Origin of the sequence: Actinokineospora enzanensis DSM 44649, assembly GCF_000374445.1 — a bacterium.
In the GTDB taxonomy this organism is placed as follows: Bacteria; Actinomycetota; Actinomycetes; order Mycobacteriales; family Pseudonocardiaceae; genus Actinokineospora; species Actinokineospora enzanensis.
The window spans coordinates 48,512-69,646 of sequence record NZ_KB894411.1 but is presented as its reverse complement, the minus strand read 5'-3'; the positions used below and the strand labels follow the sequence as shown (position 1 = coordinate 69,646).

General features: G+C 71.6%; 17 protein-coding genes. 9 read left to right on the top strand and 8 right to left on the bottom strand.

Going from position 1 to position 21,135, the window contains the following annotated elements:
• Nucleotides 1-63: 63 nt before the first annotated feature.
• The 7 genes from C503_RS0113375 to C503_RS0113340 all read left to right on the top strand — a co-directional run bounded on the left by C503_RS0113375 (nt 64) and on the right by C503_RS0113340 (nt 12,548).
• Nucleotides 64-1,782, top strand: a complete 1,719-nt coding sequence (locus C503_RS0113375; protein ID WP_018682721.1) for a GMC family oxidoreductase — start codon at nt 64-66, stop codon at nt 1,780-1,782.
• A gap of 135 nt (nt 1,783-1,917) precedes the next feature.
• The gene (locus C503_RS0113370; RefSeq protein ID WP_018682720.1) at nt 1,918-2,883 is read left to right on the top strand and encodes an MBL fold metallo-hydrolase; all 966 of its coding nucleotides are present in this window, start codon (nt 1,918-1,920) and stop codon (nt 2,881-2,883) included.
• Nucleotides 2,880-4,487, top strand: a complete 1,608-nt coding sequence (locus C503_RS39255) for an FAD-dependent monooxygenase (protein ID WP_018682719.1) — start codon at nt 2,880-2,882, stop codon at nt 4,485-4,487. Before C503_RS0113370 ends, C503_RS39255 begins: the two co-directional genes overlap by 4 nt.
• A gap of 230 nt (nt 4,488-4,717) precedes the next feature.
• On the top strand, nt 4,718-6,184 hold the full coding sequence (locus C503_RS0113360; RefSeq protein WP_425393522.1) for an FAD-binding oxidoreductase: 1,467 nt from the start codon (nt 4,718-4,720) through the stop codon (nt 6,182-6,184).
• Nucleotides 6,185-6,787: 603 nt separating this feature from the next.
• Entirely contained in the window at nt 6,788-7,483 is a 696-nt protein-coding gene (locus tag C503_RS45910; protein WP_156893184.1) for a hypothetical protein, read from the top strand.
• Nucleotides 7,452-8,999 (top strand): DNA polymerase Y family protein, encoded by a 1,548-nt coding sequence (locus C503_RS0113350; protein ID WP_211222390.1) that lies wholly within the window; start codon nt 7,452-7,454, stop codon nt 8,997-8,999. The genes C503_RS45910 and C503_RS0113350 overlap by 32 nt, the downstream gene beginning before the upstream one ends.
• Nucleotides 9,000-9,242: 243 nt before the next feature.
• A complete protein-coding gene (locus C503_RS0113340; protein WP_018682714.1) occupies nt 9,243-12,548 on the top strand; it encodes an error-prone DNA polymerase in 3,306 nt (1,101 codons plus the stop codon).
• A 77-nt stretch (nt 12,549-12,625) separates the two neighbouring features.
• Here C503_RS0113340 and C503_RS0113335 read toward each other — a convergent pair whose 3' ends face one another.
• Nucleotides 12,626-13,030, bottom strand: a complete 405-nt coding sequence (locus tag C503_RS0113335) for an SsgA family sporulation/cell division regulator (RefSeq protein WP_018682713.1) — start codon at nt 13,028-13,030, stop codon at nt 12,626-12,628.
• A gap of 128 nt (nt 13,031-13,158) precedes the next feature.
• The gene (locus C503_RS0113330; protein WP_018682712.1) at nt 13,159-13,791 is read right to left on the bottom strand and encodes a TetR/AcrR family transcriptional regulator; all 633 of its coding nucleotides are present in this window, start codon (nt 13,789-13,791) and stop codon (nt 13,159-13,161) included.
• Nucleotides 13,792-13,867: 76 nt separating this feature from the next.
• On the opposite strand from C503_RS0113330, the gene C503_RS0113325 reads away from it, so the two are divergent.
• On the top strand, nt 13,868-14,824 hold the full coding sequence (locus tag C503_RS0113325) for a zinc-binding dehydrogenase (protein ID WP_018682711.1): 957 nt from the start codon (nt 13,868-13,870) through the stop codon (nt 14,822-14,824).
• Between the two features lie 56 nt (nt 14,825-14,880).
• Here the strand turns inward: C503_RS0113325 and C503_RS0113320 are convergent, their stop codons facing one another.
• Together C503_RS0113320 and C503_RS0113315 are read right to left on the bottom strand one after the other, a co-directional pair.
• A complete protein-coding gene (locus C503_RS0113320) occupies nt 14,881-15,696 on the bottom strand; it encodes an inositol monophosphatase family protein (RefSeq protein ID WP_245572470.1) in 816 nt (271 codons plus the stop codon).
• Nucleotides 15,697-15,763: 67 nt separating this feature from the next.
• The gene (locus C503_RS0113315; RefSeq protein WP_018682709.1) at nt 15,764-16,747 is read right to left on the bottom strand and encodes a malate dehydrogenase; all 984 of its coding nucleotides are present in this window, start codon (nt 16,745-16,747) and stop codon (nt 15,764-15,766) included.
• Between the two features lie 215 nt (nt 16,748-16,962).
• Here C503_RS0113315 and C503_RS0113310 point away from each other — a divergent pair, with 215 nt between their 5' ends.
• Complete coding sequence (locus C503_RS0113310; RefSeq protein ID WP_018682708.1) at nt 16,963-17,793, top strand: helix-turn-helix domain-containing protein; 831 nt, start codon at nt 16,963-16,965, stop codon at nt 17,791-17,793.
• A gap of 189 nt (nt 17,794-17,982) precedes the next feature.
• Here C503_RS0113310 and C503_RS0113305 read toward each other — a convergent pair whose 3' ends face one another.
• The 4 genes from C503_RS0113305 to C503_RS0113290 are packed head-to-tail and all read right to left on the bottom strand — an operon-like array spanning nt 17,983 to nt 21,085.
• A complete protein-coding gene (locus C503_RS0113305) occupies nt 17,983-18,291 on the bottom strand; it encodes a DUF3017 domain-containing protein (protein WP_018682707.1) in 309 nt (102 codons plus the stop codon).
• The gene (locus C503_RS0113300; RefSeq protein WP_018682706.1) at nt 18,288-19,142 is read right to left on the bottom strand and encodes a bifunctional methylenetetrahydrofolate dehydrogenase/methenyltetrahydrofolate cyclohydrolase; all 855 of its coding nucleotides are present in this window, start codon (nt 19,140-19,142) and stop codon (nt 18,288-18,290) included. The genes C503_RS0113305 and C503_RS0113300 overlap by 4 nt, the downstream gene beginning before the upstream one ends.
• Before the next feature lie 4 nt (nt 19,143-19,146).
• A complete protein-coding gene (locus tag C503_RS39250; protein WP_018682705.1) occupies nt 19,147-20,097 on the bottom strand; it encodes a DMT family transporter in 951 nt (316 codons plus the stop codon).
• Nucleotide 20,098: 1 nt separating this feature from the next.
• Nucleotides 20,099-21,085: a helix-turn-helix transcriptional regulator gene (locus C503_RS0113290; RefSeq protein ID WP_018682704.1), complete on the bottom strand. Its 987-nt coding sequence runs from the start codon at nt 21,083-21,085 to the stop codon at nt 20,099-20,101.
• Nucleotides 21,086-21,135: the final 50 nt, after the last annotated feature.

The window sequence follows — 21,135 nt, the reverse complement described above, 5'->3', positions numbered from 1 at the left end:
ACGGTCACAGAAGGTTTGGCCGAGCCCCTAGCCGCGGTCGCGACCGGCGCCTAACCTCGGGACATGGGTGAGCGACTCGCCGGTAACAAGCCGGACTATGACGTCGTGGTGGTCGGCTCGGGCTTCGGCGGCAGCGTCGCCGCGCTGCGGCTGACCGAGAAGGGCTACCGCGTCGCCGTGGTCGAGGCCGGGCGCCGGTTCGCCGACGACGAGTTCGCCAAGACCTCCTGGGACCTGCGCAGCTACCTGTGGGCGCCCGCGCTGGGCTGCTACGGGATCCAACGCATCCACCTGCTCAAGGACGTGCTCGTGCTGGCGGGCGCGGGCGTCGGCGGGGGCTCACTGGTCTACGCGAACACCCTCTACCGGCCTCTCAAACCGTTCTACGCAGACCGGCAGTGGGCGCACATCACCGACTGGGAGGCTGAGCTCGGCCCGCACTACGACCAGGCGGCGCGCGTGCTCGGCGTGGTCACCAACCCCAGCGTCACCCCGTCCGACGTGGTCATGCGCCAGGTCGCGACGGACATGGGCGTCGCCGACACCTACCACCCGACCCCGGTGGGCGTGTACTTCGGGAAACCGGGGGAGCGCGCGGCGGACCCGTACTTCGGCGGCGCGGGCCCGGAACGCACCGGGTGCACCGAGTGCGGCTCGTGCATGACCGGCTGCCGGGTCGGCGCGAAGAACACCCTGGTCAAGAACTACCTGTACCTCGCCGAACAGGGTGGCGCGCGGGTCATCCCGCTCACCACCGTCACGGCTGTCCGGCCGCGCGGCGACGGTTACGAACTGGACCTACGCAAGACCGGTACGCGGTCCAAGCGGTTCCGCACGACGATCACCGCGGGCCAGGTGGTGCTGGCCGCGGGCACCTGGGGCACGCAGAACCTCCTGCACGCTATGCGCGACACCGGCACCCTGCCCGGTCTGTCACCGCGACTGGGCGAGCTGACCCGCACCAACTCCGAGGCCATCCTGGGCGCGGCCCGCCCGTCGGTGGACCCGACGCGGGACTTCAGCCGGGGTGTCGCGATCACCTCGTCGTTCCACCCCGACGAGAACACACACATCGAGCCAGTGCGCTACGGCAAGGGCAGCAACGCGATGAGCCTGCTGCAAACCGTGGCCACCGACGGCGACTCGCCCGTTCCGCGCTATCTACAGGCGTTGCGGTTCATGCTGCGGCACCCGATCCAGACCACGCAGCTGCTGCAGGCATACCGCTGGAGCGAGCGGACCGTGATCCTGCTGGTGATGCAGAGCCTGGACAACTCGATCACCACCTACACCCGGCGCGGCCTGTTCGGGCGCCGCCAGTACACCTCCCGGCAGGGGCACGGCGAACCCAATCCCAGCTTCATCCCGGCCGGGCACCGGGCCAACCAGCTCACCGCCGAGCACATCGGCGGCCTGCCTGGCGGCACCTGGGGCGATCTGGTGGACGTGCCGATCACCGCGCACTTCATCGGCGGCTGCCCGATCGGTGTGTCGGCCGCGGACGGCGTGCTCGACCCATACCACCGGGTGTTCGGGTACCCGGGGATCTCGGTGGTGGACGGCGCCGCGATCACCGCGAACCTGGGCGTGAACCCGTCGTTGACGATCGCCGCCCAGGCCGAGCGCGCGTTCTCCTTCTGGCCCAACAGGGGCGAGCCGGATCCGCGCCCCGACCAGGGCGATGCCTACCGGCGGCTGGATCCCGTACCACCGGTGTCACCGGCCGTGCCCGCCTCGGCGCCCGCCGCGCTGCGCTCGGTCGGGAAGACCCCAGCCAGTTGATCGGCCAGTTGATCACGTAGACGTTGGCCCGCATGGGATCCGTGTGCCCGGCGAGTTGTCCACATGCGCCCGGATCCATCCACAGGCGGGTCGCCGCTCTGTACCGGAGCCGGGCGCGGTGGCAGGGTTGGGAATGTGACAAAAGCATTCGCATCCAGCGCCGACCTGGAACGCAAAGTCGAGACGTTCGTCGAGCTCGCCGACGGCGTGTACGCGCTGACCGCCGAGGGCGACCCCAACGTGGGCGCCATCGAGGGTGAGGACTTCCTGGTCTGCTTCGAGGCCAGGGCCACCCCGGTCGCCGCCCGCCGCTGGCTGGAGCGGCTGCGCGAGCGCACCGACAAACCGGTGCGCTACCTGGTGCTGAGTCATTACCACGCGGTGCGGGTGCTGGGCGCCAGCGCGTTCGACGCGCCGGAGATCATCACCCACGAGACCACCCGCACCCTGATCGCCGAGCGCGGTGAGGCCGACTGGGCCAGCGAGCTGGGGCGCATGCCCCGGCTGTTCGAGGAACCGGACAGCGTCCCCGGCCTGACCTGGCCAACGCTGACGTTCACCGACCGGCTGGTGATCCCGCTCGGCGGCGACCGCGGCGATCTCGTGCTGGCCCACTGTGGACGCGGGCACACCGCGGGCGACATCGTCGCCTGGCTGCCCCGGCAGAAGATCCTCTTCGCCGGTGACCTGGTGGAGGCGCAGGCCGCGCTGTACACCGGGGACGCCTTCCACGACGACTGGGCCACGTCCACTTTGGACAACGTGGCCGCGCTCGGGGCCGAGGTGCTGGTCGGCGGCCGGGGCGCGGTCGCCCGCGGCGCCGACGCGGTGGCCGCCGCCATCGCGCAGAGCAGGCACTTCCTCGACGAGCTGCGCCGCATCGTGCGCGAGGTGCACGGCCGCGGCGGCACGGTCGGCGAGGCGTTCCGGGCCACACACACCGCGCTGGAGCCGGAGTACGGCCGCTGGCCCATCTTCGAGCACTGCCTGCCGTTCGACGTCCAGCGCTACTGGGACGAGCTGGACGGGCACGACTGGCCGATCGTCTGGACCGCCGAGCGTGACCGCGAGGTGTGGGCCGCGCTGCAGGAGGGGCGATGAGCACCGCGGAGCCCGTGCTGATCGTCGGCGCGGGTCCGGTCGGCATGACGGGGGCGTTGCTGCTGGCCAGGCACGGCGTGCCCAGCCTGGTGGTGGACGCGCAGGCGGGCCGGGAACTGCTGGGCAGCCGGGCGATCTGCGTGCAGCGCGACACCCTGGACGTGCTGCACCGGGTCGGCGCGGGCCGCGAGGTCGTCGACCTGGGCGCCACCTGGTACTCCGGGAGGATCTACTACCGGGAGCACGAGGTGTTCTCGATGACGCTGCCCGAGCCCGCGCCCGGCCACTTCCCGCCGTTCGTCAACACCCCGCAGAACAGCGTCGAACGCGTGCTGGAGGCCCGGGTGCTGGCCGAGCCGCTGATCGACCTGCACTACCGCACCAGGGCCACGGCGATCAGCCAGGACGACACCGGCGTCACGCTGGAACTCGACGGCCCGGACGGCCCGTGGACCGCGCGCGGCACACACTGCGTCGCCGCCGACGGCAGCCGCTCGACCATCCGCAAGCTGCTCGGGTTGACCTTCAACGGACACTCGTTCAACGACAAGTTCCTGATCACCGACGTGCGCGCGGCGTTCGACTCCCCGGTGCCGGAGCGGCGCTTCTACTTCGACCCGGAGTGGAACCCCGGCCGCCAGGTGCTGATCCACCCGCAGCCCGACTCGGTCTGGCGCATCGACTGGCAGGTGCCCGAGGAGTACGACCTCGAAGCCGAGCAGGCCAGTGGTGCGTTGGAGACGCGCATCCGCAAGGTGCTCGGCGATCTCGACTACGAGCTGGTGTGGGCCTCGCTCTACCGCTTCCACCAGCGGCGCGTGCCCACCATGCGGGTCGGCCGGGTGGTGCTGGCGGGCGACTCGGCGCACATCATGAGCCCGTTCGGCGCCCGCGGCATGAACTCCGGCCTGGCCGACGTGGAGAACGCGGCCTGGAAGATCGCCGCGATCCGCGGCGGCTGGGGCGGCCCGGCGCTGCTGGACACCTACGATCCGGAGCGCGGCCCGGCCACCGATGAGAACCTGCGGGTCACCAGCACCACCATGCGGTTCCTGTGCCCGGCCGACGACGAGGAATGGGCCCGCCGCCGGGAGATCCTGGAGCGCAGCGTCACCGATCCGGGGACGGCGGCCACGATCGACTCGGGCAAGCTCGCCGAACCGTTCTGGTACCTGGACTCGGCGCTGACCACCGCGGCCGACGACGAGGAGATCGCCGCGTTCCCGCGCGAGGCGGGCGTGCCCCGGCCGCCGCTGCCCGGGGTGCTGTGCCCGGACGTCGCGTTCCCGGACGGCACCCGGCTGCGCGACCACCTGGGCCCCCGCTGCACCGTGCTCATCGCGCCGGACGCCGACCTGGCCGCGTTCGCCCCGCAGTTACCGGCCACCCCGATGGACGCGCCCGGCGAGGTCACCACGGTGGTCCCGCTGCCTCCGTCGGCCGTCGAGGCGCTGCGCCTGGCACCGGGCGGCGCGGCGCTGGTCCGCCCCGACGGCCACCTGGCCGCGGTGCTGTCCGGCGAGAACCTGGCGGAGGAACTGACCGCGGCACTGCGCCGGGCCCTGGGCTGGGTGCTCATCCCGGCGGAGCCGGTCGCGAGCTGAGCAGAACCACCCGGCGTGAGTGACCTAGGACACAGAATGATCCATGGTTGCTCACGCCGGGTAAGGCTGGAAATACCAGGAGTATTGATGGACTAGTGGGAACGCGGGTTGCTAGGCAGCCGGGCGTTCGGGTGGTGAGATCGAGACCCGCGCGGGTGGGGAGGTCGGGACATTTGATCAATCGGCTCAATCGGCGGTCGTTTCTGCGGGTTACCGGGCTGGGGGCCGCGGTGGCGACGGTGGGTTCCTGCTCCGACGGCGAGAACACCGCCGGGACCGGCAACCTGTCCGGCACCACAACGTCCGCCGTGACCACCACCTCCCGCCCCGCGCCGGTGCCCCCGGACTGGAACGCGCTGCGCGAGCGGCTCGGCGGCGCCCTGGTCCAGTCCAGCGAGGCGGGCTACGACGAGGCCCGGCGCTCGGTGAACACGCTGTACGACAACCACAGCCCGCTCGCCATCGCCTACTGCACCACCGTCGACCACATCAAGGCCTGCGTCGAGCTCGCCCGCGTCTCGCACACCCCGCTCGCCGCGCGCAGCGGCGGCCACAGCTACACCGGCTACTCGGTGCCGGACGGCGGCCTGGTGGTCGACGTGCGCCGGATGTCCGGTGTGGACGTCCGGCCGGACGGCACGGTCATGGTCGGCGCGGGCGCCCGCCTGATCGACGTCTACACCGCCCTCGGCGCCGCGGGCCGCTGCCTGCCAGCCGGTTCCTGCCCCACCGTCGGCATCGCCGGGCTCACCCTCGGCGGCGGCCTCGGCGTGGTGGCCCGCAAGTACGGCCTGACCTGCGACCGCCTGGTCGGCGCCCAGGTCGTCACCGCCGACGGCGCGCTACACACGGTGTCGCAGGCCAACGAGCCCGACCTGTTCTGGGCCCTGCGCGGCGGTGGCGGCGGCAACTTCGGCATCGCCACCTCGTTCACCTTCAGCACCGAGCCCTCCCCCGACGTCACGGTCTTCCACCTGGACTACCGCGACGGCGCCGCCGCCACCGTGGTCGGCGCCTGGCAGGAGCTGTTCGCCTCGGCCCCCGACGAGCTGTGGGCCGCGGTCGCCCTGGACGGCGGCAGCCCGGTCAAGTGCTCGGTCAGCGGCTGTTTCGTCGGTCCCCAGTCGGGCCTGATGCCACTGCTGGACCGCCTGGCCAGGACCGCGGGCAAACCGTCGAACCGCCTGGTGCAGCAGAAGAGCTATCTCGACGCCATGCGCTACTTCGCGGGCTGCGGCAACAAGACCGCCGAGCAGTGCGCCGCCGACAGCCCCCGCTCCGCCTTCATGGCGTCCTCCCGCATCCTGTCCGGCCCGCTCACCGACCCGGCCGCGCTGGTGGCGTTGGTCGACGGCCGCCCGGACCTGAACCTGCTGGTCGACTCGCTTGGCGGCGCCGTCGCCCGGATCGCCCCGGAGGACACCGCGTTCCCGCACCGCGCCGCCCTCGGCACCGTGCAGATCTACCACAAGACCACAAAGGACGGTCAGGCCGCGGCCGCCAGGGCCGTCGCCGAAACCCGCGACGCCCTGGCCAGGCTCGGCGTCCGCGGCGGCTACGTCAACTACATCGAGGCGGCCATGCCCGACTGGGGCGTCGCCTACTACGGCGCCAACCTCAACCGTCTCGGCAGCGTTGCCCGCCGCTACGACCCCGACGACGTCTTCTCGTTCCCCCAGTCCATCCAGCAGGCCTGACGTCTCCGCTTGTCGACGGTCGACGGGTGCGGTAGTCTTCCGTCATCGAACACACGTTCGAAGGTTGGGCGACCGGAGTCGAGGCCGGTCTCCCGCCGACCGCCACCCTCCTGCTCGGCGCGCGCGTATTGAGCGGTACGTTCGCACCCTGACGGAGCCAAGCGGCGTGGTCGCCATCCGTTGTCGGCGCGGGGAAGTACTCGACAACGGATGGCGACCACTCTCTTTTCTGTTATCCCCCAACCTGTTTCGTGCTAGGTCCATTAAGGACTAACGTCGCGCGTTTCGGACGATCGTCTTGTGTGACGGCGGGTTTCCGGGGTACTCTTGATCTGTCGAACACAAGTTCGAGCCTGGGCAACCCGGAGTCGAGGCCGGCGCCCCCGGGCTTCACACCTCCGACCCACGCGCATCGAGCGGAGCGCGTGTCCGTCGGAGGGGTGCGATGTGGTCGCCGCCCCAAGCCGACGCGGGGAAGTACTCGGCACCGGGCGGCGACCACTCTTTTTTCCCTGGTAAGCACGGCGTCGGCCGCTCCGTGCGCCAGAAGATCCACTAAGGACAAGCTGAGACAGGCTCACCTGTCGGCGTTACGCTGCCCGCATGTCCACTTGGGAGAGTCTGAAGCACGACCTATCCCAAGTACACCGCACCCCAGTCCCGGAAACCCTCCCCCTGCACCCCCATCTGACCCCGCTCTCCCCCTGGCAAGCCCTCCGTAGAGGCGCCACCATCACCCTCGCCAACTCCACCAGCCTCCTCCTCTCCCTCCTCGCCGAACCCAGCACCCAGGGCGCTTGGATAGCCGCCATCGCCCTTCCCTCCCTGGGCATAGCCGCCGCGCAGGAAGCAGGCATCAACCTCGACCACCTGGCCCTGATCCCCAATCCGGGTCCCGACATCGCCACCGCCACCGCCGCTCTCCTGGACGGCTTCGACATCGTCGCCATCAACGCCGACCTTCCCGACTCCATCGCGCGCAAACTCTCCGCCAGGGCCCGAAACCGAGGCGCCATCCTCATCTCCCTGACCCCCTGGCCCGGCGCCGAGCTCGAACTCACCCGCACCAGGGCCCGCTGGACCGGCCTCGGGCAAGGTCACGGCCACCTGGAAACCCAGCGCGCGGAAGTCCACGCCCGTGGTCGCGGCGCCGCCTCCCGTCCCGTCCGTCATCCCGTCACGCTCCAGCCCTTGACTCGATCTTCGGTCGAACATATGTTCGAACAGGGCGCGGTGAGCCATAGGGGAGATCATGGGGGAGGACGACATGACCAGGTTGCTCGTCCTCTGCTGCCCTGACTGGCCGGTCGTCGCCGCCACCGCCGCGGCCGGGCTCCCGGTCGACGCGCCAGCCGCCGTCGTCTCGGCGAACCGGCTGGTCGCGGTGAACGCCCAGGCCCGCGCCGAGGGCATCCAGGTCGACCTCCGCCGCCGCGACGCGCAGGGCCGGTGCCCGGACCTCGCCGTGCTGCCCGCCGATCCCGACCGCGACGCCCGGATGTTCGAACCGGTCGCGGCCGCCGTCGAGGAGCTGGCCGTCGGTGTGGAGGTGGTCGGCCCCGGTGTGGTGGCCGTGCCGGTGCGCGGCCCGGCGGGCTACTACGGCTCCGAGGCGGCCGCCGCCGAGCGGCTGATCGACCAGGTCGCGGCCCGCACCGGTGCCGAGTCCCAGGTCGGGATCGCCGACGGGCTGTTCGCCGCCACCCTCGCCGCGCGCCGCGGCCAGGTCGTGCCCGCCGGGGAGAGCGCGGGCTTCCTCGCGCCGCTGGGCGTGCACGAGCTGCCGGGCCAACCCGAGCTGGTGGACCTGTTGCGCCGCCTGGGAATCCGCACTCTCGGCGCGTTCGCCGCCCTGGACTCCGGCGACGTCACCTCCCGCTTCGGGGCCGAAGCAGGCCACGCGCACCGCCTCGCCCAGGGCCTGGAGCAGCGGCCGCCGTCGCGCAGGCGCCCGCCGATCGACCTGTCCGTCACACACACCCCGGACCCGCCGATCGACCGCGTCGACTCGGCCGCGTTCGCCGCGCGCGCCCTGGGGGAGCGGCTGCACGCGCTGCTCGCCACGCACGGCCTGGCCTGCACCCGCCTGGCCATCCACGCGGTCACCGCCAACGGCGAGGAACTGACCCGCCTGTGGCGCTGCGCCGACCCGCTCACCCCCGGTGGCATCGCCGACCGCGTCCGCTGGCAGCTCGACGGTTGGCTGCGCGGCCCACACCGCCCGTCCGCGGGCATCACCGCGCTGCGCCTGTTCCCGGAGGAGACCGTCGACGGCCACGCCCTGCAACTGGGCCTGTGGCAGGGCGGCCAGGACGAACGGGCCGAGCGCGCCGCCCGCGCGATGGTCCACGTGCAGGGCCTGCTCGGCCCCGACGCCGTGGTCACCCCGGTTCTCGGCGGCGGCCGCGCGCCAACCGACCGCGCCACCCTCGTGCCGTGGGGCGACGAACGCACCCCGGCCGCGCCCGCCGACCAGCCCTGGCCCGGCCACTTACCCGGCCCCGCCCCGGCCACGATCCCCAGCCCCCGCCCACCCGCCACCGTCGTCGACCGCGACGGCAAGGAGGTCGGCGTCACCGGCCGCTTCACCCTCACCAACCCGCCGGACGAGGTCGCGGTCGCGGGCCACACCCGCCGCGTCATCGCCTGGGCGGGCCCGTGGCCTGCCGACGAGCGCTGGTGGGAGGCCGAGACCGCCCGCCGCCGGGCCCGGCTGCAGGTGCTGCTGGCCGAACAGTCCGAAAAGGACAACCAGGGCGCGCTGCTGCTGGTCCGCGAGAACGAACAATGGTCCGTGGAAGGAATCTACGACTGATGCGTCCCGACGACGACTACCGCACCGACGACTGGCCGGACCTGGTCGACCTGGCCGACCTCATCCCGGAGCCGCGCCACTCCCCGGAGCCCCGCACCCAGCCGCGCTGACCACACCCGAGACCGGATCGGGTCGGTCGGGTCGTTCCCTGACGCCCCGGGGCAGACCGACCCGATCCGGTCGTTTTCGCGCGCTTGTCGCGGGGTTGTGGGACAAGGCGGGAGCGTAGACAAGGAGCAGGCGGTGGGCTGGAACAACCCGCCGGTGCGGTGGTCGGAGCTGGAACGGATCCTGTCCGGCCGCGCGCCCGAGATCGGTGACGGCGGGGACAGTCCGGCGTGGACCCGGCAGCGGGAGCGGTACCTCGCGCCCGCTGGATCGCACACCTTCGGCGTCACCGATCAAGTGGACGGCGAGGACCGCGTCCCCTACGCGGAGCTGCACTGCCACACCAACTTCAGCTTCCTGGACGGCGCCAGCCACCCGGAGGAGATCGTCGAGACGGCCGCGCTGCTCGGCCTGGACGCGGTCGCGATCACCGACCACGACGGGATGTACGGGGTCGTGCGGTTCGCCGAGGCGGCACGGGAAGTGGGGATGCGGACCGTGTTCGGCACGGAGCTGAGCCTCGGGCTCACCGCGCCGCAGAACGGGGTCGAGGACCCGGAGGGTGAACACCTGCTGTTGCTCGCCGACCAGCAGGACGGCTACCACCGGCTGTGCCGCGTGCTCACCTCCGCGCACCTGCGCGGTAAGGAGAAGGGCAAGCCCGTCTACGACCTGCGCGAGGTGGTCGAGGAGACCCGCGACACCTGCGTCGTGCTCACCGGCTGCCGCAAGGGCGCGGTCCGGCAAGCGCTTGCGAACGAGGGCCCAGCGGCCGCGTTCGAACAGCTGCGGCTGCTGACCGTCGCCTACGGGCGGGATCGCGTGTTCGTCGAGTTGGTCGACCAGGGCTATCCCGACGACTCCAAGCGCAACGACCTGCTGCACAACATGGCCGCCGAGTTGGGCGTGCCGACCGTGGCGACCAATGCCGTGCACTACGCGCACCCGGGCCGGGGACGGTTGGCGGCCGCGATGGCGGCGGTGCGGGCACGGCGAAGCCTGGACGAGATGGACGGGTGGCTGCCGCCCGCGCCGACCGCGCACCTGCGCACCGGCGCGGAGATGGCGGCCCGGTTTGCCCGCTACCCCGGCGCGGTGCAGCGGGCGGCCGTGCTCGGTGTCGAGTTGGCGTTCGACCTGAAGGTGGTCGCGCCGAAACTGCCGCCGTTCGACGTGCCACCTGGTCACACCGAGGTCACGTTCCTGCGCGAGCTGACCTACGCGGGCGCCGCGACCAAGTACGGCCCGGCCGACGGGGCGCCGCGCGCGTACGAGCAGATCGCGCGCGAGCTGGCCGTCATCGAGGAGCTGGGGTTCCCCGGCTATTTCCTGGTGGTGTGGGACATCGTGCGGTTCTGCAAGGCCAACGACATCTACTGCCAGGGCCGGGGTTCGGCCGCGAACTCGGCGGTCTGCTACGCCCTGGGCATCACGAATGTCGACGCGGTCCGCTGGGAGCTGCTGTTCGAACGGTTCCTCGCCCCCGCGCGCGACGGGCCGCCGGATATCGACCTGGACATCGAGTCCGACCGGCGCGAGGAAGCCATCCAGTACGTGTACGGGAAGCATGGACGTCGACACGCCGCGCAGGTCGCGAATGTGGTTACCTACCGGTCGAAATCGACCGTGCGCGACATGGCCAAGGCGCTGGGTTACTCGCCGGGGCAACAGGACGCGTGGAGCAAGCAGATCGACCGGTGGGGTCCACTGTCCACTACGGTCGGAGACAATCACCTGGACGTGCCCGCGCCGGTGCTGGAGCTGGCCGGGCAGCTGGAGAACTTCCCACGGCACCTGGGCATCCACTCCGGCGGCATGGTCATCTGTGACCGGCCGGTCAGCGAGGTCTGCCCGGTGGAACCGGCCAGGATGCCCGACCGCACCGTCCTGCAATGGGACAAGGACGACTGCGCCGCGGTCAACCTGGTCAAGTTCGACCTACTCGGCCTGGGCATGCTGTCCGCGTTGCACTACATGGTCGAGCTGGTCGCGGAGCACCACGGCCGCAAGGTCGATCTCGGTGCCCTGGACCTGGCCGACGAGGCCGTCTACGACATGCTCTGCCGAGCCGACTCGGTCGGAGTGTTCCAAGTGGAGAGTCGGGCCCAGATGGCCACATTGCCCCGACTGAAGCCCCGGGAGTTCTACGACCTGGTGGTCGAGGTCGCCCTGATCCGCCCCGGCCCGATCCAGGGCGGCTCGGTGCACCCGTACATCCGCCGCAAGAACGGCAAGGAGCCGATCACCTACGACCACCCGCTGCTGGAAAAGGCTCTGCACAAGACCAAGGGCGTCCCGCTGTTCCAGGAACAGCTGATGCAGATGGCCGTGGACGTCGCCGACTTCACCCCGGCCGAGGCCGACGAGCTTCGCCGCGCCATGGGCGCGAAGCGGTCCACCCACCGCATGGAACGCCTCCGGAAACGCTTCTACGCCGGTGCCGCCGCCCGCGGTATCGAGCCGGAACTGGCGGGCCGCATCTACGAGAAACTCCTGGCATTCGCCAACTTCGGCTTCCCGGAAAGCCACGCCCTCAGCTTCGCCCACCTTGTCTTCGTCAGCGCCTGGTTCAAGCTCTACTACCCGGCCGCCTTCTGCGCCGCGTTGCTGCGCGCCCAACCCATGGGCTTCTACTCCCCGCAGTCCCTGGTCGCCGACGCCCGAAGACACGGCGTGCCGGTCCGCGGCCCCGATATCAACGCCAGCCTTACCCATCCCGGCCTCGAACCCGCCGACCCCGGCCCCGCCATCCGCCTGGGCCTGAGCACCGTACGCGGCATCGGCGAACCGCTGGCAACCCGAATCATTGAAGCCCGCGACGAAACCCCATTCCGAGACCTGGTCGACGTCGCCCGCCGCACCGGCCTGAACCGAAAACAACTCGAAGCCCTGGCCACCGCGGGCGCTTTCACCTGCTTCACCCCGCACCGCCGCGAAGCCCTGTGGGCCGCCGGATCAGTCGCGGGCGAGGGAACCGGCCGCTTCCCCGGAACCGCCGTCGGCGTCCAGGCCCCCACCCTCCCCGGCATGAACGAAATAGAACTGGCCGCCGCCGACGTCTGGGCAACCGGATTGTCCCCGGATAGTTTCCCCACCCAGTTCATTCGCACCCGCCTGACCGAGCTCGGCGCCATCACCGCCGCCGAACTCCCCAAACAGAAAAACGGCACCCGAATCCTCTTCGGCGGCGCGGTAACCCACCGACAACGACCACAGACCGCAGGCGGCGTCACATTCCTGAACATCGAAGACGAAACCGGAATGGTGAACGTGGTCTGCTCACCTGGCCTGTGGACCCGCTACCGAAAGGTCGCCAGAACCAGCGCCGCCCTGCTGATCAGGGGAGTAGTCGAAAACGCGGAAGGCGTCACCAGCCTCTACGCCGACCACCTGCAAAACCTCCCCCTGCACATCCCCGCCAAGTCCCGCGACTTCCGCTGACCCGCTGGTCACGGTGATCGGAAATGACAGCACCCCCGGTACGCGCGGACCCGGGGGTGCTGGTGATCGGTTCGACCTCAGACGTTGGTGATTTCCTCGATGAGGGCGTCGATGTCGAAGTGGTCGCTCTCCTGGCCGAGGGGGACGATCTCGGTGGTGGCGGTGAGGAAGCCCTGGACGGCGGCGTGGTCCATCTCCAGCAGGGCGTGGCCGTCGGGGGACTCGATCTCCAGGGCGAGCACGGTGCGGCCGTTGCTGACCTCCGGGCTCAGCCGGACGTCGCCCTCGCCTGCGGGGCCGACCAGGCCCTCGGCGAGCAGGTCGCGACCGAAGATCCATTCGACCCAGCGGTCGGTGTCGGTCTGGAAGGCCGCCACCACGGTGAACGGCTCGTCCGCGCTGTAGCTCCACCGCGAGCGAACAGGAGTGCTGCCGCCGTAGAGCGAGATGATCTGCTCGGTGTGTTCGTTGTGGCCGGTCATCTCGTGCCTCCTGTCCTGGTGTTCGCGCGTGGTCTGGGCGAACCGTCAGCAGGGAAACGTATTTCGCGGCAGCCCGTGATGCCATTGGCGAGTTGTTCACGCGATCGGGGTATACAGCCTCGGACGGGCTAGTGCTCCAGCAGTGAACGGACCTCTTGTGCGTAGACCTGGGTCACATCCAAACCCATTAGGGTGAAATGACCTTCCAGTTCGAGGCTGAGCACCCCGTGCAGCCTGGTCCAACCGAGCACGGCCCGGCGGAAAGCGGACGGGGACACGTCCAGTTCGCGCGTGCTCGTCCAGCGGGCGAACTCGGCGTCCAGGGGGTTTTCCTCGGCCGGGAGTTCCTGGAGCATCCGCGCGAACGCGACCAGTGTGCGCTGTGCGGCGCCGATAGTGCCCTCGGGGGCTTCGTAGCCGGGGACGGGGGTGCCGAACAGCAGCAGATAGCGCTGCGGCTGTGCCAGCGCCCACGCGCGGAAGGCGTGGGCCATGTCCCGTACGCGGTCCTCGGGGGTGGCACCCGCGCCTGCGGCGGCCTCCATGGTCCTGGCCAGGTCGAGGTAGCCATCGGAGATCAGTTCGGACAGCAGGGCGTCGCGGTTGGCGAAGTAACGGTAGAGGGCCGGGCCGGACAGGCCCATCCGGTGCGCGATCGCGTTGACCGAGATACCCGCCGGGCCGTGCTCGGCGAGCTGGGCCAGCGCGTGGTCCTTCGCCTCCTGCCGGGTCTCCGCCCGGTACCGCTCGCGCCTGCTCACGCACCCTCCTTGACAGCGGCACGGTAACAGGCCCAAGCTTGCGTTAGAGGTTCTAACTCACGCAAGAAGGTGTCACATGGACGTTCGGGAAGTCGTCACGACCAGGAAGGACGGGCCGATCGAGGTCCGCACGCGGCCACTACGGCGGGATCCGGCGAAGGCGCTGGTCCGCGTCATCGCCGCCGGGCTGGGATCGGCCGACGCCGACATGCTCGCCGGTCGCTTCTACGCGCAGCCCAAGTTCCCGTTCGTCAGCGGATACGACCTGGTCGGCGAGGTCGTCGAAGCGGCCCCGACCGGACCGGTCGCGGGCACGCTGGTCGCCGCCATGCCCAGACGGGGCTCGTGGACCACGCACGCCCAGCTCGACCCCGACCACCTGGTCCCGCTCCCGCCCGGCACCGACCCGGCCCGAGCGGTGGCGCTGGTCACCAACGGTGTGACGGCGTGGCGGATGATCCACAAGGTCGCCCGCGTCCGCGCAGGCCAGACCGTCCTTGTCCATGGCGCGTCCGGCAGCGTCGGCGGGCTCCTCGCCCAGCTCGCGATCGGCGCGGGCGCCACCGTCGTCGGCACCGCGTCGGCGGCCAAGCTCGACGCCGTCCGCGCGCTCGGCGCCACCGCAGTCGACTACCGCACCGGCGACCCCGGCTCGGCGGACGTGATCTTCGACCACCTCGGTGGGCGGCACCTCGTGCGCTCCTACCAGCGGCTCAACCCCGGCGGCACGCTGGTCAGCTACGGCAGCGACAGCACCGTGGACGCCACTGGCCCGTCAATCCTGCCGTACCTGGTCATCGCCGCCCGGCTTGCCGGTTGGGAGCTGCGGCGGTTCATCGGGCTCGGCCGGGGCAGACGCGTCCGGCTGTTCAATGTCACGCCCGACCGGGCCTTCGCCGCCGACCTGACCGCTGTGCTTCAGTCCGATGTGGACGTGCCGGTCACGCGCTACCCGGCCGCCGAGGCCGCCGGTGCCATGGCCGACTACCTGGCCCGGCGCGTCACCGGCAAAGCGGTGCTGATCTTCGACTAGGGGTCGCACCACTAGGCGCCTGGACCGCGCAGTGGGCGGAGAGTGGCGGGAGGGGATCAGCCCAGGATGGTCTCGGCCAGCTCATCGGCCAGGCGCGAGGTCGCGGCCGCGATGCCGGACCAGCGCCGGGTCAGGTCCGGGTCGAACTCCAGCGGTCGACCGCGCGCGTCGATCACCGCGCCCCCGGCCGCAGGCACCGTCACCAGGGCCGCCGCCAGGTCCACGATGCGCAGCGTATCCGAGCCCGCGTCCGCGAACGCGTCCACCGAGCCCTCCGCGACCAGGGCCGTCTCCAGGCAGGTCGTGCCCAGGATGCGCAGCTTGGCCGCCCGGTCGGCGACGCGCAGCCAGGCCTCCCGGTTGTTGTCCTTGGGCCGCAGCAGGCTGACCGCCGCACCGTCCACAGTGGTGCGGCCGGTGGTCCGGTACGGAGTGGACTCGCCGGTGCGCGCCCACCACGCGCGGCCGGTGTCCAGCCACACGGTCAGCGCCTCGTCGGCGATCGAGTCCCGGGTCAGCACCCCGGCGAAGCAGGACAGCGGCACGCCAGCTGCCGCGTTCGACGAGCCGTCCAGCGGGTCGATGACCAGCGTCACCGCCGAGCCGTTGTCCACGAACCCGGCCTCCTCGGACAGCAGGTTGACCCGGTTGCGCTGCGCCGACTCGGCGATGGCGTCCTCGACCAGCGCGTCCACCCGCATGGTCGGGGTGCCGTCCGCGCCCATCGCGACCTCCTCGGCCAGCTCCGGGCGGGTGTGCAGGCGGCGCGCCTCGCGGTAGGCGGCGGCCGCGGCGCGCGCGGCGTCGGCCAGCACCGGGTGGGTGCTCGCGGGCAGCTCGGGTTCGGGCACCGGCCACGGGATCAAGGTCACCCGTGCACCGTAGGACAAACCGATGGCCCGCACCGGCGAACCGGGGCGGGCCATCGGGGAAACGGGATCAGATCAGGCCGAGGGCCCGGACCGCGTCGCGCTCCTCGGTCAGCTCGGCGACCGAGGCGTCGATGCGGGTGCGGGAGAACTCGTTGATCTCCAGGCCCTGCACGATCGAGTACTCGCCGCCCTGGCAGGTCACCGGGAACGAGGAGATGATGCCCTCGGGCACGCCGTAGGAGCCGTCGGACGGGATGGCCATCGAGGTCCAGTCGCCCGCCGCGGTGCCAAGCACCCAGTCGTGCACGTGGTCGATGGCCGCGTTGGCCGCGGACGCCGCCGAGGACGCGCCGCGCGCCTCGATGATCGCCGCGCCGCGCTTGGCCACGGTCGGGATGAACGTGTCGGCCAGCCACGCCTCGTCGTTCACCAGCTCGGCCGCGTTCCGGCCGCCGACCTCGGCGTGGAAGACGTCCGGGTACTGGGTGGCCGAGTGGTTGCCCCAGATGGTCAGCTTCTTGACGTCGGCGACCGACACGCCCAGCCTGGTGGACAGCTGCGAGATGGCGCGGTTGTGGTCCAGCCGGGTCATCGCGGTGAACCGGCCCGCCGGGACGTCCGGCGCGTGCTGCTGGGCGATGAGCGCGTTGGTGTTGGCCGGGTTGCCCACGACCAGGACCTTGATGTCCGAGGCGGCGCCCGCGTTGATCGCCTCGCCCTGCGGCTTGAAGATGCCGCCGTTGGCCTCCAGCAGGTCGCCGCGCTCCATGCCCTTGGTGCGCGGGCGGGCGCCCACCAGCAGCGCCACGTTCGCCCCGTCGAAGGCCTTCTTCGCGTCGTCGGTGACCTCGATGCCGCTCAGTAGCGGGAAGGCGCAGTCGTCCAACTCCATCGCGGTGCCCTCGGCGGCCTTGACCGCCTGCGGGATCTCCAGCAGCCGCAGGTTGACCTGGGTGTTCGGGCCGAGCAGGGCACCGGAGGCGATGCGGAACAGCAGGGCGTAGCCGATCTGGCCTGCCGCGCCGGTGACGGTGACGTTGACGGGTGCCACTTGGCGGATCCTCCCGAGACGGATGAATGAGTCACGGGGCGATCACGCGGCAGTGGGGCCCTGTCGGCGACATCGCCCGGTGACGGCGAGGTTATCAAGCAGGGGCCGTTCGGGACCCGCGCGGTGAGCAGGGTCTCGACCCCTTCGGGTGGTTCTCTGCCGACAACCCCCGCTACCAGTGGGTATGTGTCCGCGCGCACCCCGATCATGGCTCGGTGACGCTGCACGCACCGGACACCACCGTCCGGCTCGAACTGCTCGGCGAGGAGCTGCGCAGGCACCGCGAGACGGCCGGGCTCAGCCTGGCCGAGGTGACCGCGAAGACCGGCATCAGCACCTCCAAGCTGAGCAGGCTCGAACATGGCCGCAGACCGCACAAGCTCGACGACGTCACGGCGCTGTTGGCGATCTACGGGGTGCCCGAGGCCCGCCGCGCCGACCTGCTGGCGCTGGCCAGGGACGCCACCGAGCCGATGGCCTGGCCGGAGCAGCGGCCGTCGGCGACGCTGCGGGTGCTGGAGGCCAAGGCCGAGCTGCTGGTCGACTACCAGGCCAGCCTGGTGCCCGCGCTGCTGCAGACCGTGCCGTACGCGCAGGCGGTGCTGCGCGAGGTGGACATGGTCGACGAGCACGCCATCGAGGAGCGCACCGCCGAGCGCATCCGCAGACAGGCGATCTTCCGCAGACCCACCCCGCCGCGCTACTACGCGATCCTCACCGAGGCCGCGCTGCGCACCACCATCGGCGGCCGCGAGGTCATGCGCGGCCAGCTGCGCTACCTGGTGGAGGCGGGCCGCAAACCGGACCTGACGATCCGGGTCATCCCGCACCTTGGCCACGGCCACCCCGGCCTGCGCGGACCGTTCCGGCGGCTGCAGTTCGGCGGCCGCGGCGCCCTGGTGCTGCTGGAGAACCGCACGTCCGGGCTGTTCGTGGAGGACACCGCGGAGATCAAGCGCTACGACCAGGTGGTCGTCGAGCTGCTCAGCGTGGCGCTGGACGAGCAGGCCTCCGCCGAGCTGATCACCGAGCTGGGCATGCGCTGACCCCAGGGCACTCGCCCCGGCCGCGCTAGGCGCTGTCCGGCAAGTCCGGCACGCGCTATCCGCGCCCGCGCGGCCTCCGGCCGCACGGGCGGAAAACCCAAGTACAACCCGGTACGTGCGGCTTCCCGCCCGCACGCCCAGAGACCACGCGGATCACGGATCCCGCGCACCAGACTTACCGGACAGCGCCTAGGCCCAGGGCGGGGTCCAGCCCTCGATCGTCAGCGCGACCGCGATCACCAGGACGCCGAAGACGCCGTAGAGCAGCACGTCGATGGCGCGGCCGCGGATCGCGATCAGCCCGGCCTGCTCGTTGGGCAGCAGCACCCGCAGGCCCGCCGCCAGCAGCAGCGCCGCGCCGATCCAGAACGAGCCCTCCCGCCACGAGTACTGCGCGATGCGCACCAGGCCGAGCACCACCACCGCCATGACCAGCACGAACGGCAGGTGGACGAGCGCAGGGTGCCTGCCGCCGCCGCGCTGCGGGCCGTTGCTCACCCGCGCAGGCCCCGCTCGGCCGCCTCGACGGTGTTGCGCAGCAGCATGGCCACGGTCATCGGGCCGACCCCGCCCGGCATCGGCGCCAGGTAGCCCGCCACCTCGGTCACGCCCGGGTGCACGTCGCCGACCAGGCCCGCGTCGGTGCGGGTCACGCCGACGTCCAGCACGACCGCGCCCGGCTTGACCATGTCCGCGGTGATCAGGCCCGCGTTGCCCGCGGCGGCCACCACGATGTCCGCCCGGCGCACCTCGGCGGCCAGGTCCTTGGTGCCGGTGTGGCAGAGCGTGACGGTGGCGTTCTCGCTGCGCCGCGTGAGCAGCAGCCCCAGCGGCCTGCCCACGGTCACACCGCGGCCGACCACGGTGACCCGCGCGCCCGCCAGCGGGATCTCGTGCCTGCGCAGCAGCTCGACGATGCCCAGCGGGGTGCACGGCAGCGGCGCGGTGTCGCCGAGCACCAGCTTGCCCAGGTTGACCGGGTGCAGGCCGTCGGCGTCCTTGGCCGGGTCGATCCGCTCCAGGATCCGGCCGGTGTCCAGGTGACCGGGCAGCGGCAGCTGCACGATGTAGCCGGTGCACGCCGGGTCGGCGTTCAGCTCGTCCACGACCGCCTCGACCTCGGCCTGCGTGGACTGCGCGGGCAGGTCGCGGCGGATCGAGTTCAGGCCGGTCTTCTTCGAGGCCAGGTGCTTGCCGCGCACGTAGGAGTGCGAGCCGGGGTCGTCGCCGACCAGCACGGTGGCCAGGCCGGGGACCACGCCCCGGGCGGCCAGCGCCTCGACTCGGGTGGTCAACTCGGCGAGGATGGCCTTGCGGGCCGCCTTGCCGTCCAGGATCGTCGCGGTCACGCGGTCATTGTTCCACCCGGGCGCCCGAGCGCACGCGGCCACGTCCGCTGGGCACCGCGGCCACGCCCGCCGCCACCAGCGTGACGATCACCCCAACCAGGGTCGTCGTCTCGATGCCGCCGGACGCACCCGGCGCGAACAGGTCGAGCACCACCGCGCCCACGATCTGCCCGGCGATCGCGCACAACCCGACCATCAACGCGCCGATGTGCCGCACCGCGAACACGGTGGCCAGCAGCATCACCACGCCCAGCAACCCGCCCGCGTACAGGCCCGGGTCGGTGGGCGGCGCCTTGGGCAGCCCGCGCACCAGCGCGTCCACGCCGCAGGCCAGCACCAGGAACACGAAGCCGATGCCGAAGTTGACCAGCGAGGCGAACGCGACACTCCGGGTGGCCACGCCGACCAGCCCGTTCGCCGCCTGCGCCCAGCCGATGCCCGCGCCTGCCAGCGCCGGGACCAGCGACAGCCACAGCTGGCTCGGCGTGCCCAGCTCGTCGGACACCGCCACGCCTACCGCGGCCACGGCCAGCACCGCGCCGACCGCCCGGGTCGGCGTCACCGGCCGCGGCCCGCCGGGCCCGAACCCGGCCCGGTCCACCAGCAGGCTGCTCACCACCGACCCGGCCACGCCCGCCACGGTGAACATCGCCACGCCCAGCAGCGACACCGTCAGGCCCTGCGTGGTCACGTAGAACGCGCCCGCCATGCCGCCCAGGCACTGCCACGGCCGCAGCTTCCGCGTGCGCAACGCGTCGGCGAACCGGCGGCCGCCCCCGCGCCAGGCAGGCACGGCCAGTACCAGCACGGCCAGCAGCACCAGGCCGACGAAGAAGGAGATCAACGCGGCGAACAACCCGTCGCCGAGGTGATGCCCGAGAGAGCCGTTGACCTTGCTCTGCAGTGCCAGCGCGACACCGCCCAGAACCGACGCCACTGCCGCGATCGTCCGCATGTCAGATCCACCTGTGTCGGACCGCGTGCACGGCCAGTTGGAACCGCGACGTCGCACCCGCGTGGTCCATCAACCGTTGCAGGTGACGGAACACCGTCCGTCTGCTCACCCCGAGCTGCCGGGCGATCGAGTCGTCGTTCGCGCCCGCCGCCAGCAACCCGAGTAACCGCTGCTCGACCGGCTGCACCGGGGACGACGCCCGCGTGCCCGCGTGCAGCGGCACCGCCAGCCGCCAGGACGCCTCGAACAGGCCGATCAACGCCGACAGCAGACTGCTCGGCCGCACCACCAGCAGCGACCGGTTCACATCCGCCTCGGCCACCGGCAACGACACGGTGGCGAACTGCTGGTCCACGATCGTCAGCTTCACCGGCACCTCCGGCAGCACCCTGGCCTGTTCACCCGCCGCGACACAAGGCTGGATGTTCTGCGCGTACCGGCCGGGGTCCTCGATCGAGGCGCGCGCGTACACCACCCGGTAGGTCACCTCGCCGCGCGCCAGCTGCTCCAGCTCGGCGCTGTTGACGTGCCCCTCGGTGAAGTACGGCGGTGAGTCCAGCCTGCGGATCTCGGCGCGCGCGCTCAGCTCCATCTGCTGGATGCGCTGCGCGATCGCGGTCCCGGTGACCACCTCGATCAGGTCGTCGGTGCGCTGCGGGGACACCGCGCGGCGGAACGTGTCGTAGGCGTTGAGCGTGGCCACCCTGGCCTGTTCCAGCTCCGACTCGCGACGACGGCTGAGGATCTGCAGCCCGGACGCGGGCGGTACCGGGGTGATCAGGTCGCCGTCCGGGCCGCACGCGCCGACCAGCCCGGCGTCGGTGAGCGCGCGCGCGGCGGCGTGCACGTCCGCCCTCGGCTCGGCCAGCCCGACGGCCACCTCGTCGACCGTGGACGGGCCGGTGCGCAGCAGGTACAGGTAGCCGCGGATCTCGTCGTCCGGCAGGCCGAGGCGGGTCAGGTGCGGCGCGAGGTCGCCGTCGGACAAGGTGGCTCCTTCACCAGGGGGACCGGAGCAGGTTGGCACGGATGTGACGG

Bases quoted from the DNA above. Each gene is read 5' to 3' on its own strand.
- C503_RS0113375 (WP_018682721.1), top strand. From the start codon at position 64: ATGGGTGAGCGACTCGCCGGTAACAAGCCGGACTATGACGTCGTGGTG.
- C503_RS39255 (WP_018682719.1), top strand. From the start codon at position 2,880: ATGAGCACCGCGGAGCCCGTGCTGATCGTCGGCGCGGGTCCGGTCGGC.
- C503_RS45910 (WP_156893184.1), top strand. From the start codon at position 6,788: ATGTCCACTTGGGAGAGTCTGAAGCACGACCTATCCCAAGTACACCGC.
- C503_RS0113350 (WP_211222390.1), top strand. From the start codon at position 7,452: ATGACCAGGTTGCTCGTCCTCTGCTGCCCTGACTGGCCGGTCGTCGCC.
- C503_RS0113335 (WP_018682713.1), bottom strand. From the start codon at position 13,030: ATGACCGGCCACAACGAACACACCGAGCAGATCATCTCGCTCTACGGC.
- C503_RS0113325 (WP_018682711.1), top strand. From the start codon at position 13,868: ATGGACGTTCGGGAAGTCGTCACGACCAGGAAGGACGGGCCGATCGAG.
- C503_RS39250 (WP_018682705.1), bottom strand. From the start codon at position 20,097: ATGCGGACGATCGCGGCAGTGGCGTCGGTTCTGGGCGGTGTCGCGCTG.